General features: G+C 51.0%; 15 protein-coding genes. 13 read left to right on the top strand and 2 right to left on the bottom strand.

Translation table 11 applies throughout. The features are described from left to right. Positions 1-14: 14 nt before the first annotated feature. A complete protein-coding gene (locus CHH75_RS04110) occupies positions 15-2,747 on the top strand; it encodes an alpha-mannosidase (protein WP_095397493.1) in 2,733 nt (910 codons plus the stop codon). Positions 2,748-2,896: 149 nt separating this feature from the next. On the opposite strand, the gene CHH75_RS24760 is transcribed toward CHH75_RS04110, so the two are convergent. Beyond that, positions 2,897-3,055 (bottom strand): hypothetical protein, encoded by a 159-nt coding sequence (locus tag CHH75_RS24760; RefSeq protein ID WP_176475451.1) that lies wholly within the window; start codon positions 3,053-3,055, stop codon positions 2,897-2,899. 115 nt (positions 3,056-3,170) lie between these two features. On the opposite strand from CHH75_RS24760, the gene CHH75_RS04115 reads away from it, so the two are divergent. Next, positions 3,171-3,554, top strand: a complete 384-nt coding sequence (locus CHH75_RS04115; protein ID WP_095397494.1) for a VOC family protein — start codon at positions 3,171-3,173, stop codon at positions 3,552-3,554. A 248-nt stretch (positions 3,555-3,802) separates the two neighbouring features. On the opposite strand, the gene CHH75_RS04120 is transcribed toward CHH75_RS04115, so the two are convergent. After that, positions 3,803-4,927 carry an ROK family transcriptional regulator gene (locus CHH75_RS04120; protein WP_095263244.1) on the bottom strand — a complete coding sequence of 375 codons (1,125 nt, stop codon included), beginning with the start codon at positions 4,925-4,927 and terminating at the stop codon, positions 3,803-3,805. A gap of 219 nt (positions 4,928-5,146) precedes the next feature. Between CHH75_RS04120 and CHH75_RS04125 the strand changes: the two genes are divergently transcribed. From CHH75_RS04125 to CHH75_RS04165, 11 genes are all read left to right on the top strand, one after another. Continuing rightward, positions 5,147-5,923, top strand: a complete 777-nt coding sequence (locus tag CHH75_RS04125) for an SDR family oxidoreductase (protein ID WP_095397495.1) — start codon at positions 5,147-5,149, stop codon at positions 5,921-5,923. 45 nt (positions 5,924-5,968) lie between these two features. Continuing rightward, entirely contained in the window at positions 5,969-7,492 is a 1,524-nt protein-coding gene (locus CHH75_RS04130) for an FGGY-family carbohydrate kinase (protein WP_095263246.1), read from the top strand. Between the two features lie 66 nt (positions 7,493-7,558). After that, complete coding sequence (locus CHH75_RS04135; RefSeq protein WP_095263247.1) at positions 7,559-8,905, top strand: MFS transporter; 1,347 nt, start codon at positions 7,559-7,561, stop codon at positions 8,903-8,905. Between the two features lie 1,031 nt (positions 8,906-9,936). Further along, entirely contained in the window at positions 9,937-10,200 is a 264-nt protein-coding gene (locus CHH75_RS25015; protein WP_217989069.1) for an alpha-helical endospore appendage domain-containing protein, read from the top strand. A 6-nt stretch (positions 10,201-10,206) separates the two neighbouring features. Then, entirely contained in the window at positions 10,207-11,517 is a 1,311-nt protein-coding gene (locus CHH75_RS25020; protein ID WP_483310916.1) for an exosporium protein, read from the top strand. Positions 11,518-11,798: 281 nt separating this feature from the next. Then, positions 11,799-11,936 (top strand): hypothetical protein, encoded by a 138-nt coding sequence (locus tag CHH75_RS25025; RefSeq protein WP_217989071.1) that lies wholly within the window; start codon positions 11,799-11,801, stop codon positions 11,934-11,936. A 249-nt stretch (positions 11,937-12,185) separates the two neighbouring features. Continuing rightward, the gene (locus CHH75_RS04145) at positions 12,186-12,968 is read left to right on the top strand and encodes an ABC transporter ATP-binding protein (protein ID WP_095263248.1); all 783 of its coding nucleotides are present in this window, start codon (positions 12,186-12,188) and stop codon (positions 12,966-12,968) included. A 1-nt stretch (position 12,969) separates the two neighbouring features. Next, on the top strand, positions 12,970-14,625 hold the full coding sequence (locus CHH75_RS04150; protein ID WP_095397496.1) for a hypothetical protein: 1,656 nt from the start codon (positions 12,970-12,972) through the stop codon (positions 14,623-14,625). A gap of 201 nt (positions 14,626-14,826) precedes the next feature. Beyond that, entirely contained in the window at positions 14,827-15,453 is a 627-nt protein-coding gene (locus CHH75_RS04155; RefSeq protein ID WP_095397497.1) for a hypothetical protein, read from the top strand. Next, complete coding sequence (locus CHH75_RS04160; protein ID WP_176475452.1) at positions 15,446-15,979, top strand: accessory gene regulator ArgB-like protein; 534 nt, start codon at positions 15,446-15,448, stop codon at positions 15,977-15,979. The genes CHH75_RS04155 and CHH75_RS04160 overlap by 8 nt, the downstream gene beginning before the upstream one ends. Then, positions 15,972-16,124, top strand: a complete 153-nt coding sequence (locus tag CHH75_RS04165; RefSeq protein ID WP_095397499.1) for an AgrD family cyclic lactone autoinducer peptide — start codon at positions 15,972-15,974, stop codon at positions 16,122-16,124. Before CHH75_RS04160 ends, CHH75_RS04165 begins: the two co-directional genes overlap by 8 nt. Positions 16,125-16,181 lie beyond the last annotated feature (57 nt).

Below are 16,181 nucleotides of genomic sequence, written 5' to 3' on the forward strand. Positions count from 1 at the left end.
TAAGGAGGATAACGATGGATCAATCCAGAAAGGCGCATATCATTTCGCATACGCATTGGGACCGGGAATGGTACCTGCCGTATGAAAAACATCATGTACGGTTGATCGAGCTGATGGACAGCCTGCTGGCAACGATGGAGAAGGAACCGGAATACCGAAGCTTTTTCCTCGACGGGCAGACAATTATCATTGAGGACTACTTGCAGGTAAGGCCTGAGAAGAAGGAACAGCTGGAGCAGCTGATCCGCGACGGGCGCATCATTATCGGCCCTTGGTACATTCTGCAGGATGCTTTCCTGACCAGCAGTGAGGCGAACGTCAGAAACATGCAGATTGGCCATCAGGATGCGGAGAAGTACGGAACGGTAGCCAAAATCGGCTATTTCCCGGATACGTTCGGCCTGACCGGACAAATCCCGCAGCTGATGGTGCAATCCGGCATCGATAACGCCTTCTTCGGCCGGGGCGTGAAGCCGACCGGCTTCAATAACACCGTATCGGATGGCGGATATGAATCCTCCTTCTCCGAATTGATGTGGGAGGGCCCGGATGGCTCCAAGGTGCTGGGCATTCTGTTTGCCAACTGGTACAGCAACGGCAACGAAGTGCCGGTGGATAAGGAAGAGGCGAAGAAATTCTGGGACCGCAAGCTGGCGGATGCCGAGAAGTATGCCTCGACCCAAGAGCTGCTGTACATGAACGGCTGTGACCATCAGCCGATTCAGACCGATCTGCCGGAAGCGATCCGCACTGCTAAAGAGCTGTACCCGGATACCGAATTCATTCATTCGAATTTTGATGATTATCTGAAGGCGGTTCGCGAGAAGCTTCCGCAGGATCTGTCATCCGTCAAAGGCGAGCTGCGCAGCCAGCGCACTGATGGCTGGGGCACACTGGTTAACACCGCCTCGGCTCGCGTTTATTTGAAACAGATGAACCAGCGCGGACAGACGCTGCTGGAGAAAGTGGCCGAGCCGCTGGCCTCCTACGCGAGCCTCCTTGGCCGGGAATACCCGCATCATCTGTTTACGTATGCATGGAAGACGCTGATGCAGAACCATCCGCATGACAGCATCTGCGGCTGCAGCGTGGATGAGGTGCACCGCGAGATGGTCACCCGTTTCGAGAAGAGCGCCCATGTGGCCGAGAACATCGTGGACGATAGCGTACGTGTCATTGCAGACGCAGTGAATACAACGGCATTTGCCCAGTATGGGGAAGACCCATTGCCGCTGGTGGTGTTCAACACGACCGGATGGAGCCGCAGCGGTACGGTCAGCGTTGAGCTGGACGCAGAGCGTCTCTATTTCCGGGATGGCTTCTCCATTAAGGAGACAAGCCGCCGGATGAAGGATGTTGATCTATCCGGCCGCGTGCTTGTGGACGCACAGGGACAAGCCATTCCATGCACCGTCGAGGATCTCGGCCAGCAGTTCGGCTATGATCTGCCGGATGATAAATTCCGTCAGCCTTATATGTGCAGACGGGTTCGGTTGACATTTGAAGCAACCGATATTCCGGCGATGGGGCTGTCCGCCTATGCCTGGGTGAAGAGCGACCGGAAGCCTGCGGTGACAGGCACGCTATTCAGCGGTGTCCGGGTGCTGGAGAATGAGCTGCTTAAAGTGGATATTGCCGAAGACGGATCCTTTACGCTGACGGATAAGAAGAGCGGACAAGTATACCGCGACCTCGGCATCTATGAGGATACAGGGGATATCGGAAACGAGTACATGTACAAGCAGCCGGATGGCGAGCAGCCGTTGACCACGAAAGGGCTGGCGGCGACGTTCCGGGTGCTGGAGGATACGCCGTACCGGGCTTCCGTCGAAATCGTCCATAACTGGTCGATTCCGGCCTCTGCAGAGGCCAAGCTGGATGAGGAGCAGCGCGAGCTGGTGTACTATCCGTACCGCAAGTCGCAGCGTTCGGCAGAGCTGGTGCCGATGACCATCCGCACCGTGCTCAGCTTGAACCGCAGCGGCAAAGGTGTAGAGATTGAGACAACGCTGGATAATCGCGCGAAGGATCATCGTGTTCGTGCATTGTTCCCGACGGATCTGGACGCATCTTTCCATTTCGTTGACTCCATGTTCGAGGTGGCGAAGCGGAACAACGTGCCGGCCAAAGAGTGGGAAAATCCGAGCAACACGGCGCATCAGCAAGCCTTCGTGGATGTTGCTTCCGAAGGCGCGGGGCTGACCGTAGCCAACCTCGGCTTGAACGAATACGAGGTGCTGCGCGACGGCCGCAACACGATTGCCGTCACGCTGCTTCGCGCTGTGGGCGAGCTGGGCGATTGGGGGTACTTCCCGACGCCGGAAGCCCAGTGTCTGGGTGAATACACCGTGCGTATGGAAGTGATCCCGCATCAGGGCAGCGGCATCGGGGATGGAGCCTATGCCGAGGCGTACCAGTTCCAGGTGCCTTGGACAGCTGTTCAGACGGGCGTGCAGGAGGGCACGATTGCGCCTGTGTTCACACCGTTTGAATGGAATGAAGGTTCGCTGGCGTTCTCCTCGCTGAAGGTGAATGCGAAGACAGGCGACCTGATGCTGCGCTGGTACAATCTTGCGGGGAATGATGCCGAACTCAACCTGAGCACTGCGCTGCCTGCCACCGGAGCTTATAAGAGCGACATTCTGGAAACGGAAGGCGCGCGTCTGGAGCTGGCCGAGGGAGGCAACCTGAGTCTTGCGGTCAAGCCTTATGAGATCGTAACGCTCGGTGTGAGAGCTGCACGCTAAAGCAAGCCGCTCATGAACATGAACAAGCGCTTAGCGTTTAACTTGAAACATTGAATTGAACTAAAACAGCGAGCCGTCTCGGCCAACAGGCCTGGGCAGCTCGCTGTTTTTATGACCGGAAAGCAGCAGAAAGCTTGAGCAAGAGCGTGTTATTCCTCGGCGTCTATCGGTTTCTTCTCATAGGCAATAAGTGTGATGTCCCGGCCGGTAATTTGGGCGATGGTGGCCTCGGCATCCTGAATCGCCTTCAAGGTGCTGTCCTCCTCGTTCAGGGCTGCGATGGTATACTCATTCGTGCGAATTTCCATGTGGACGGCTCCTTTGTGGTAAAATTCAAGTCATACAAGGCTTCATGCTAGTTAAGTTTTCCTGTACAATGAACAAACATACGACCATATACGGATGAAAGGGGATGTTGTAACGATGATTCGGTTTCAAGGACTGCATCATGTCAGTCTGGCGGTGCGGGATCTGAAGCGGGCCAAAGTCTTTTACTCCGAAGTGCTGAAATTTCCGGAGCTGCCGCGTCCACCGTTTAATTCCAAAGGGGTGTGGTATGCGGTTGGTGATCAACAGCTGCATTTGCTCGAGCATCCGGAAGGCGATACGCTCCGTGATCGAGGTATTGATACGACGGACGGGCATTTTTCGATCTGGGTGGCTAGTTTCAGTGAGACGAAGGCATATCTGGATCAGACAGGCATTTCTTATGAGGCCAGGGCGGACAGCGTAGCCGGATTTGCCCAAATCTTTCTGCTTGATCCGGACCGCAACATTATTGAATTCGCAGCGCCATATGGGTCATAAAACGGGACGGCAACAGTCCATGCGGAGCAAGATGCACCGCCCGTAAGCACAACCTATCCAAAAAGCCGAACACGAAGCGGGGCTGATCCCCGATTGACGTGCTCGGCTTTTTTAGATTTTATACCGGAAATGCTTTCGGGCATCGACTTGAAGCCGTCCCCGCCAAGAATGGAGGGGAGTCACATCAAGCAGAGCGGCTTTGCCGGAAGCAAATGGAGAAGAAATTAAACGCACAAACGCACAAGTCTTCAGATGCGGTCCAGGAAGGATTGGATAAACGGAATCGCTGCCCCGACAGGAACTCCATTTTCCGGTGAACGGCTGAGATGAATAAAGGGCTCATGGCTCGGAAATGCCGTTTTTTCATGTACCTTTTCATGAAGAATGTGAAGATCCTGTTCTTCCAGATAAGGGGAAATATGTCCTCCGATAATGAACTCCCGGTTAATGACAAGGTGAATGTTGTTGATGGACAATGCCAGCATATCCAGAAACCGGTCCCACCTCGCCATAAACGGAGCCGCACCGGAGCGCAGCTGGGCAAAGAAATGATCGAGCGTCTCGCCTTCCTCCAGAAGTGCGCTGACAGAGCAATAGGTTTCCATGCAGCCATTCTTGCCGCAATAGCAGGAGGGCCCGTTGCGATCGATGGTCATATGCTCCACGGTACCGCTATGTCCTTCTTTTCCCATCTCAATCTGATTGTTGATGATGATGGCTCCGCCGAGGTGTCGCCCGATCGACAGGTAGACGGCATCGCCGATATCATTCCTCACCCACAGCTCGGTGGTCGCCGCACATTTGGCATCATGCACAAACCTGCAAGGATACTTGAGATATTGAGAGAATGCCGTAATTTCAAGCCCTGTAAAGTTCAGTATTTTGCCATACGTAATCTTACGCCCATCCACCGACGTCAAGGCTTGTACCGCAAGCCCGATCCCCAGCACCTGCTCATCCGTTACCGCCAGCGAAGCAATGAAATCCTGGACGATCCGGCTCAGCGCTTGGTAGTAGCTGTCGGCATTGACATAAGGAAGCGGGACATCCGTCTTCTGAATAACGGTGCCAAGCAAGTCGACGGCAAGCATGCGCACCGTCTCCTTCTGAATCTCGACCCCGATGGCAACCCGGGCCTGCGGACATATCGCATAGGCGGTTGCACGCCGGCCTACAGAGGATTCAAACTGTCCGCTCTTCGCAATCAGCTGCTCTTCTTCGAGACGGACCAGATTCTGGGATACGGTGGGCAAGCTCAAGCGAAGCTGACTGGCTATTTCTTGCTTGGACAGCTTTCCCTGCTGATAGATGAGATGGTAAATCGAGGAATAGTTATTTTTTTTAATGTCTTGAAACGTGATGCTCTGATCCATGATCATACCCCGTTATATAAAGTTGTTTTGTAAAATGGATTGGCCTAATTTCAGTTTCAATATAGCATACCCAAGAAAATAAAGAAACTTTGGCAAGAAGGATTATGCCAAATTTGATCTTTTTAGGTGTTGACGAATGCGGTTTCACGTTTTATATTATAAATGAATTTTATAAAATAATTTTACAAAATTAATTTAGAGAATGGAGAGAAAACATATATGGGAATTATTGAGAAAATGCGCTTGGACGGCAAGAAGATCTTTGTTACAGGTGGTGCAAGGGGAATTGGTAAAAGTGTTGCAATCGCTTTCGCTGAAGCAGGAGCGGATCTGGCCATCGTGGACCTGGATATTGCTGAAGCGGAGAAGACTGCTGCAGAGCTTGAGCAGAACCATGGGATTAAAGCGATTGCGATCCAGACGGATGTAACGAAACCGGAAGATGTCGAGGCCATGATCGAGAAGATTCTGCATGTGTTTGGACGTCTGGATGTTGCCTTCTGCAATGCGGGGATATGCTTGAATATTCCGGCTGAAGAGATGACCTATGAGCAGTGGAAAAAAGTGATTGACATCAATCTGACCGGCGTATTCCTGACGGCGCAGGCGGCAGGCAAAGTAATGCTGAAGCAAGGCGGCGGCTCCATTATCAATACAGCCTCCATGTCCGGACATATCGTCAATGTTCCGCAGCCGCAGTGCTCGTACAACGCCTCCAAAGCCGGAGTTATCCAGTTGACGAAATCGCTGGCTGTTGAATGGGCCACCCGTAATGTGCGTGTGAATTGCATTAGCCCCGGTTATATCGGTACCGAGCTTACGCTGAATTCGCCCAGCCTGAAGCCGCTCATTGCGCAGTGGAACGAGATGGCCCCGCTCGGACGGATGGGAAGACCGGAAGAATTGCAATCGATCTGCGTGTATCTTGCGGGCGATACCAGCAGTTTTACAACAGGAGCCGACTTTGTGGTGGATGGAGCGTTTACTTGCATTTAACCGCGCAGCAACCGACGTTGTGCACATAAACAGGAGGACAACTCGATGAATTATTTACTTGGAACAGATATTGGCACGTCCGGCACCAAGACCATTCTGATGGATGTGGAGGGCAATCTCATCGCTCAGGATCTTCAGGAGTATGATGTGTTGACACCTAAACCGCTGTGGGCCGAGCAGTGGCCGGATGTTTGGCTCCAGGCAGCCAAAGCCTCGATTAAAAACACCGTTAGAAAATCACGCATCCCGCCAGAACACATTCGCGGCATCGCCATCAGCGGCCTGTACGGCGGCTCGGGCATTCCGCTGGATGAGAACATGGAGCCGGTGAGACCGTGCATGATCTGGATGGACCGGAGAGCTGAAAAGGAAGCGCAGTGGGTTCTTGACCATATCGGCGAGGAGAAGCTGCGCCGGATTACGCATAATGGAGCCGATCCTTACTATGGCTTTACCAAGATGCTGTGGATGAAAAACAATGAGCCTGATCATTGGAACAAAACGAAGCTGTTCTTGCCTCCGAATGATTATGTCATCTACAAACTGACCGGAGAGGTCGCCATCGATTATTCATCGGCTGGCAATATTGGCGGCATCTTTGATATGAATACGAGAACCTGGTCGTCCGAGATGATGGAGGCGATGGGCATTCCGCGGTCGATGATGCCGGACAGACTGGTGGAATCGACTGACGTGGTAGGCGGCTTGACGAAGGAAGCGGCAGCCGAATTGGGGCTGGCTCCAGGCATGCCGGTAGTCGCCAGCGGGATTGACTGCGGCGCAGCCAACATTGGGCTGGGCGTGTTCGAATCCGGCGTCTACGCGGCGGCCATCGGGACATCGATGTGCGCGGCGCTGATCTCCGACAAGCCGGTGAAGGGCAAGGACCTGATCGCCTGGCCTTATCTGTACGATGCGAAGCGTCTCTCTTATTATTTTGCAGGGGGAGCGACTGCCGGGGCGATTGTGAAATGGTTCCGCCAAACGATGTGCCAATTTGAGCTGGAAGCTGAACAGGCAGGCGGAAAAAAAGCGTACGACGTGCTGAATGAGCAGGCCGCTGCCATTAAGGCAGGAAGTGAAGGGCTGATTGTGCTCCCTTATTTTATGGGAGAGCGAAGTCCAATCTGGGATTCGGATGCCAAGGGAACGATTGTCGGGCTGTCGCTGGCCCATACGAAAGCGCATATCTACAGAGCCTTCATGGAAGCGGTTGCCTACTCCTTGCGCGATGCGATGGAAGCGACTGCGGAAGATCTGGGCGAGTATATTCTACTTGCTGGCGGGGTCACGAAATCGAGGCTGTGGAGACAGATTTTTGCCGATGTGACGGGTTATCCGATTGTATGTCCCGTGCACGATGTGGAGGCGAATATGGGGGATGTGATGCTGGCCGGTATCGGCACAGGGCTGCTGACCTACGAGGACGTGAAGAAGTGGCAGGTGCTGGATGAGAAGATCATGCCGGATCCGCACAATCATGATCAATACAATGAATATTACCAGGTGTATAAATCGGTTTACAATAATTTGAAGCTGGATATGAAGGCGTTGACGCGGCTGGCTTGATCGACTGATCACAGACCAATCGCTTCAGGAGGGAACCAAATTTGCTGGAAAAGGATATGTGAGCAGATGAACAAATGGAAGAAAAGAATCGGTTATGGTGTTGGTGATTTGGGCTGCAACCTTGTATTTAGCACTATGGCGTCTTATTTGATGTTTTTTTATACCGATGTGTTTGGCATTACTGCAGCCGCCGCCGGAACTTTAATGCTGGTAACCAAAATCTTTGATGCGATAACGGATACCGGCATGGGGCTACTGGTTGACCGGACGAAGACCAGATGGGGGCAAGGAAGGCCGTACTTTCTGATCGGCGCGCTCCCTTTTGCCGTGTTCACGGTGCTGACGTTTATCGTCCCTGATTTCAGCATGACGGGAAAAGTGATCTGGGCTTATGTGACGTATACGCTGTTATGCACGGCCTATACGGTGGTGAATATTCCGTTAAACACGATTGTGCCGCGGCTCACTTCGGATGTGCATGAGCGGAACTGGCTCGTCTCCACAAGAATGATCTGCGCATTGATTGGAACCGCTTTAGTGATGTCGATCACGATGCCGCTTGTTGAGTTTTTTGGCAAGGGAAATACCCAGCAGGGCTTCCTCATTACGATGTCGCTCTATGGTGTGATCGCGATGCTGATCTTTGTGTTCACCTTTATGAATACGGAAGAGGTTGTCCCTCCGTCCGTCAAGCGCACGAAATCGTCATTCCGTGAGGACTTTAAAGGTTTAACGGATCAGGCGTGGATCTTCTTTATCTTGAATTTTCTGTACTTTGCCTTGTTTGTTATCCGGAACACAACGGTCATCTATTATTTCACATACAATCTCGGGCGGACGGATTGGCTGACGTTTGTCGGACTGTTCGGCATTCTGTCCGGGCTGCCGATGCTGCTTGTGCTGCCTTGGCTGCAAAGAAGGATGTCGAAGAAACATGTGCTGCTGTTAAGCGCAGCCATTTATATTGTCGGTGATTTCATCATCTATTTCGGAAAAACATCACCTGTGATGCTTATTGCAGGGCTGGCGATCACCGGTCTTGGCATTTACGGGATATTCGGCACCACCTTTGCCATTCAGCCGGACGTGATCGACTATTCAGAGTATAAAAAGAAAAAGAGCATCTCTGGCATGATCGCGGCCTTCCAAGGCTTCTTCGTCAAAGGGAGCATGGGGCTTGCCAGCGCGCTGGTCGGCGCTTTCCTGAATATGGGCGGCTATGTCCCGAATATGACACAAACCGCTACCGCGTTAACGTATATTGAAATTTCGTTTATATGGGTTCCTTTGATGCTGTGCGTGCTGATCGGGATTACGACGCTCTTCTATAAGCTCGACCCGATGCGCTCGGAAATGGATGCAGAGCTTGAAGGAAGGCGCGCTGCCGTTAGCGGCCACGCGGTGAATATGTAATTGACCAAACGACAGCCCGTCTCGGCTGTCGTTTGTTGCTGTTGTGGGCCAGGACGCCGCGTTGGCGCTCCTGGCTTCTTTGTCCGAGGAACCGGAGCTTCCGTGTAATAAATTCCATATAATTCAATTAAATGAATTTATTTTACATGATGAGTACATCGGAAAAGCATTATTGTAAATTTTTTCCGATAGTATATATAAGGATTCAGTCGCATGTTCTGCCGTAATAGACTTGTCAATTTTGACTTGCGATAGAATTGTCCGCTTCAAGCAACCGCAGACGAATCAGTTTCATCTCGAAGATATGGACACCGTCAGGTGCTCAGGATTCATGTGGATTGTTGTCACTTAGACGACGCGGATGGCGAATCGTGCAAGTGCAAATCGTAGTCAGAATGATGGGCATGTGAAGAAGCTTATGTAGCAGCAGTCCAGTTTGGATATTTGGAGAGGGGGGTGGAGAGAAGGGGATTCGAACGGGAAATGAACATGTTCCAGGTGCAGAACTTAACGGCTGAAGCGAACCGTGGGAAAAGATCCATAAATCGGCAAGTATGCTGCATTCGGCATGATGTCGAACGTTCCAAACCTTCCATTTCTCGTATCGCAATTTCTGTACCGTGGAACATCAACTTCCTCCCTCCCGAACTGTTCCTTTTAGAATGCTGCATTAGGATTATCGCAGTCAGTTTCGAGATTGCGCTCTGGAAATTTGAGAGAGTTTTGGCCACTGGCGGGTACCTTCATTGCTGGTGCTCGGGTTACACTGCTCGCTCGTGTCTTCACGGGGATCTTAAGTCGAAGTAGAGCGCTATACCCTCCTTGCCAATAAATGCAATGCTAACCGGACTGTGTTTATGCTCACTGAGAGTCAGGGAGGGACTGATGAAGGGACACAATCTTGATTATTGACAGGATCATCATGTCATGGCAAGGCTGGGATGTGAAATGATGCAAGGTGAGTGATGGTGAGGGCTAGGGAAGGCAAGCTATGAACGTGAATCTATAATGAAATGGGGTGGGTCTTTCAAATGTCTCAGTCCAATATTCCTAATATTACACCTGTCATTACTGTTAGCAGAGACGATGCAATCAATCTCCTTCTGTCATCAATTGCGATGGAGGAGCTTGGGCTCAGCCATATTATTAATGCAGAGGGAGAAAAACTGCAGTATGTGCTCGGCACTTTACCGGGATTAACAGGACCTGGTGCCACGCTTAGCGATCTTCTTTTAATGAATGAAAGTGTAAGGAGCACCCTTCAGGACTTGACGAAAAAAGAATGGCTGCTGTAGAGCAAACTGGAGAGCATTCTGTCAACTCCGATCTCTGTCGGGCCGCCTGGACCAACAGGTCCTACAGGATCGACGGGAGGACTTGAACCGGGTGCTTCTTTATTCACCGTTCAGGGAACAACGGGAGCAGCAACGATCGGGGTGGGGGACAGCTTTATTTTTCAGTCAGACACACTTGATGTATCGGTATCAAGCGGGTCTGCAATTGTGCAAATTGAAAACGTGTCATCTATAACCGGGGCCACGGGAATAACAGGGGCAACCGGAGTAACTGGTGAGCCGGGAGTGACTGGAGCTACCGGAGCCACTGGGGCTACGGGTGCAACCGGAGGGACCGGGGCGACAGGCGAAGCTGGAGTGACTGGTGAGACAGGAGCGACCGGGGCAACGGGAGTAACTGGGGTGACCGGAGAGACGGGAGCGACCGGAGCCACAGGAGAAGCTGGAGTGACTGGCGAGACCGGAGCGACCGGGGCTACAGGAGAAGCAGGAGTGACTGGCGAAACAGGAGCGACCGGGGCTACAGGAGAAGCAGGGGTGACTGGTGAGACAGGAGCGACCGGTGCCACGGGAGCAACTGGGGTGACCGGAGAAACGGGAGCGACCGGAGCCACAGGAGAAGCTGGAGTGACTGGCGAGACCGGAGCGACTGGGGCCACAGGCGAACCTGGAGTGACTGGCGAGACCGGAGCGACCGGAGCCACAGGCGAACCTGGAGTGACTGGTGAGACCGGAGCGACTGGGGCCACAGGAGAAGCTGGGGCGACTGGTGAAACGGGAGCGACTGGGGCAACTGGTGAAGCCGGGGTGACTGGCGAAACAGGAGCCATCGGAGCCACAGGAGAAGCTGGAGTGACTGGCGAGACAGGAGCGACCGGGGCCACAGGTGAAACCGGCCCAACAGGTCCGCCAGGACCGACAGGAGCACTTGAACCGGGCGCTACTTTATTCAGTGTTCAGGGTACAACAGGAGAAGCCACCATTGGCATGGGAGAGAGTTTTATTTTTGAGTCAGAAACACTCGATGTTTCAGTAACCAGCGGCTCAGCAGTGATACAGATTGAAAATATTTCTTCGATCACCGGAGCCACCGGAACGACCGGTGCTACAGGCGAGACGGGGGTCACGGGAGTGACCGGAGCAACAGGCGCTACAGGAGCAACAGGAGCAACTGGAGTAACTGGTGCTACCGGAGCGACCGGAGCCACTGGAACGACGGGAGCGACCGGCGTGGCTGGCCCGACTGGACCAGTTTTGGGGGTTGATGGGTTCTCGGCACTAGCAAGTGCTCCGACAATAGCGGATCGACGCAGTTAACTGGCTTTACCGTCACCAGTCCTTTTTATAACAATGGCACCTTCAATCCAGCAACCGGAAACTTTACCGTGCCGACCACCGGCAGGTACTCCGTTAAAGCGACCATCAATTATGCAACGACGGCAGCTCTGACGGTATCTTTAGGGACGGGAATCAACCCGGCATTTGTGATCCGCCGGACTTCGGCTCCTGTCACGAATTTATTGAATGGGCTTTTCCCGGTATTGAATGTGAATATTGCTCTAGTCTTATCCCTACGGGCTATTCTTGGGAGCGGCACAGTGACATTAGGGGGAGATGTGGAGCTGAATGCAGGCGATGTGATCGGATTGTTTTATGAAGCAAACGGCTTGACAATTCCGCTGAATATCGGCGGTCCGACCCCGGGCATTGTGTGGTCCATGCACCGAATTGTATGATGCATTCGTGTAGTTTGTAGATCTTAATGTAATCAGGTCGACCTCCATGGGACTGGAAGCCTTTGGGGGTCGATATTTTTGATCGTGAAGGATGTCTCCTGCGATCCTGCATTGAGCTGAGCATATGTCATTTCATAGAGAATTGGAACATTTTGTCGTAGCCGCAACCAACCTATTTTGATAAATTGGAACTATATGGATCAAATGGTTGAAAGTATGGGTTGGAAGATGCGGAGGGGACTGAAGAGGATGAGGAACGAAGTTTTGTCGATACGGGATTTACGGATGAAGTTTAATCAGCGTTATGTGCTGAATGGCATTGATCTGGATGTGAGGGAAGGGGAGATGATTGGCTATATCGGGCCGAACGGAGCTGGGAAGAGTACCACAGTAAAAATATTGCTCGGCTTGACGAAGGGATATACGGGGACGGTGCGTGTCTTCGGTGAAGATATTGATGCGGGAAGTTACGAATATAAGCGCAGAATCGGCTATGTTCCGGAGGTCGCAGAGCTGTATGATCAGTTGACCGCTTCAGAATATTTGACGTTTACCGGGGAGCTGTACGGGCTGTCGGCAGATGATGCGGATTCTAAGGCTCGACAGTTGATGGAATGCTTTGAACTGGAAAAGGTCTACCATTCCAGGATCGCTACGTTCTCCAAAGGGATGCGGCAGAAGGTGCTGCTCATTTCCAGCCTGCTGCATGACCCGGATCTGTTGTTTCTGGACGAGCCGCTAAGCGGGCTTGATGCCAATAGTGTGATGGTGGTGAAGGAGATTTTGGCGCTATTGTCAGCTCAGGGAAAAACGATCTTTTACTCCTCTCATATTATGGATGTAGTAGAGAAGATCAGCAGCCGGATCATTCTGCTTGCTGATGGCCGGATTGCGGCCGATGGCACCTTTCAGGAATTGCAGCAGCAATCCTCGGAGGGGACGCTGGAGGAAGTGTTCAATCAGTTGACCGGATTCCATGAACACGCCTCCATTGCCCAGCGGTTTGTTTCGATTGTTCGGGAGGGTGATTAATATGCGGGAAGCGGATCAACAGTTTCGAATCTTGCGTCTGCTGGACCGGCTTCAACCTCTTCTAAGGACAACCGGCATCCATTATCCGACCCTGCGCCGGATCCTTCAGGTAAAATTGCTGATGGATCGGCGAAGAGTTCCCACCCTCTTGTCGAACCGAAACCGGAGCGAGGACGAGGAAGTTAATTATTTTGTGCGTTCCTTGTGGTTGTATGCTCTGCTCGGCTTGATGCTTGTTCTGTTTATGATGCTGGAAACCCAATATATGCTGCTAATGAGTCTGGTAATGGGAATCCTGATGTTCTTCATCATGATGTCTATGATTTCGGATTTCTCAGCTGTCATGCTTGATGTAAGGGACCGAAGCATTATTATGACCCGGCCGGTTGATGGCAGAACTGTCGGCATGGCAAGGGCTATACATACCGCTATCTATTTGTTGATGCTAACAGGTTCACTGGCCGCTGCTTCGCTTGTTGCGGGGCTCATCAAGCACGGCGTTCTCTTTTTTGTTATATACGTTATCGAATTGGTGTTGGTGAATCTTCTGATTCTGGTTGTGACTTCGGTGACTTATCTGCTGCTGATGAAGTATTTAAATGGAGAGAAACTGAAGGACATTATTAATTATGTGCAAATCGGGCTGACGGTTGTCCTCGCGGTTGGCTATCAGTTTGTTATCCGATCTTTTAATTTTGCGGGGATGGATATGGCTTTTGAACCGGTTTGGTGGCAGCTGTTCCTTCCGCCTGTATGGTATGCAGCTCCGTATGAATGGCTGATAGGAAGCGGAGGCAGCGCATGGCTGTACTTGTTGTCAGCGCTGGCTTTGATTGTCCCGATTATTTTATTGATGCTGTATGTTCGGTTAATGGCCTCTTTCGAGCAGCATCTCGAAAAGCTGGCGCATAGCGATGCGGGAAGGGGGCGTCCCCGTGATCGCTTTGACCGCATGCTGTCCAAATTGGTCTGCCGGACGGAAGAGGAAAGATCCTGCTTTCGATTCTCCGCCATTATGCTGCGGACGGAGCGGGAGTTTAAGCTCAAGGTTTACCCGTCACTGGGGATGGCGCTTTTCTTCCCATACCTTTTTCTCTTTTCTATGTCGAATTCAGGGTCAGCTTGGTCGGAGGTTCGGGAAAGCAGCTTTTTCTATTTCCTGTACATGATGCCGCTGATGATCATTTCGGCTGTTTTCATGCTTAAATATTCAGGGAAATCAAAAGCGTTCTGGCTGTTTGGGGCAGCGCCTTTTTCGAATCTTGATCCGCTGTACAAAGGAGCACTTAAAGCATTCGTGGTCAAAATATACCTGCCGCTCTATTTCGTGAATGCCACCGTGTTTGCATTTATATTTGGATCTCGGATTATACCGGATCTGCTCGGTATTTTACTGGTTGGAACAGCTGTTGTACCGTTGTTTGGCAAGGTCATGCTCAGTGATCCGCCATTTTCGCAATCATTCTCCATGGCCAATCAGAGCGGCGGAGGAATGGTATTTGCCGCAATGTTCGTTCTTGGAGCGGTGGTGGCGATTCATATCGCGAGCCGCATGCATGTTCTGGGCATGGCGGCCTTCATTCTCGCGCTGCTCATCATCAATGTATGGAGATGGAAGAGGACGTATAGCTCGGCTAAGCAATCTATCGAGCATTGACAACGAACGGGTGTTCTTGTATAATTGACATATAGTCAATTAACTCCATCTATTCGCTTCAAGACTTCCTCTCGTGTTTCTTTTTTGTTACAACTGCAATATTCAAAATTGAATATCCCACATATGTATTTAATTACCTGTGATTATAACTATTAAGCCCTATATAATCGTTCTAGAATTATATAGAGGATGGTGTTTTGTTTGCATCTAGAATGGCTTGGCTTTATGTTTTTTTCTTCCATTGAGGCGTTGTCCTTATATGTGTTGATTATGGCTTTGTTCAGGTTTAAAGTTATGGATTACGCCTGGCAGGCCGTTACCCTGGTTTTGTTGATTAATGTACAAAGCTTTATTCTCAGGAATGAGTTTGCCTTATCCGATCTCGTTCCGGTAATCAGCATTTTAATGTTCGTTTTTTTCTTCGCCGTTGTTGTGAAGATGCCGTTTGTATGGGCAGTGCTTGCTACAATACTCGGATACGTTATTTTCGCCGTGATACAGACAAGCATTATTGTGACGGTGTTTGGTTCGATCACAGCGATTCAAACCTCGGTCATGAATGGTTATCTGCTACAGTTAGCAAGTGCAGCTGTTCTGTTAATCATCTCATGGGTTTTAAAGAAACGAAATCTCGGATTCGCCTTTAATATGGAGGTTTTAAGGTTTAAATTTGAAGATTTCTTGGTCATGATATTTATCATCATTTTTATTGGAGCGATTACGCTTTTCCTATATCTGAATCAGACGTGGCTAACATTGCTGTTTTTCATCGTTAATGCCGGTTTTCTTCTTTTTTACGCAATACGAAAGGAGAAGGTCCATGATTGATTCATTATCATTAAAATTGGCCGAAGGACTGAAGAAACATGTTCCCGACCATAAGGCATCCATCCCCGTGCTTAAGCGCGGGTTGGATGTTATCCTGAATACGGTAGGCATCCTTGTTATGTCGCTGGGTATTTCCCTGATTACAGGGAACACCCGGGAGGTTGTAATCATTCTTCTATCGTTTGGCTTGCTCCGGCAATTGTCCGGAGGATTCCACCTTCAATCGAATGTTGGCTGTATTCTTCTTTCCTCGTTTTTATTCACTTCCTTGTCATTTCTCCAGCCTGGACAAGCAATAACTGTGGCTCTCACCTGCATAAGCATCGTTCTTGTACTTTTCTTTGCACCTTCGGGCATCACAGGCTACACACGGATTCGTCCCAAATACTATCCTGCGCTGCGGATATCATCCGCCGTTCTGGTAGCCAGTAATTTGTTTATCCTGTCGCCAGTTGTGGCTGTCAGCTTTTTTGCTCAGTCATTAACGCTTATACATCGAATAGGAGGTGAATCCAGACATGGTTAATCTCGTTCGCAGGATCAATCGTCGTCTTCTGTCATCGCTAGCATCGGTCCTTTCTTTGGTTGCTGTAGTATCCGTAAGCACGGCCAGCATTCTGTTCGTTTATAAGGGAGAAGTGCCTGAGGAACTGCTCCGGAAGGAGGAGTAGGGAATGCACCGCCATCTTACGTTTTATATCCATCGTGAAGGGGTCGTATTCGGCTCC

This window comes from Paenibacillus sp. 7541, assembly GCF_002276395.1.
In the GTDB taxonomy this organism is placed as follows: Bacteria; Bacillota; Bacilli; order Paenibacillales; family Paenibacillaceae; genus Paenibacillus_AQ; species Paenibacillus_AQ campinasensis.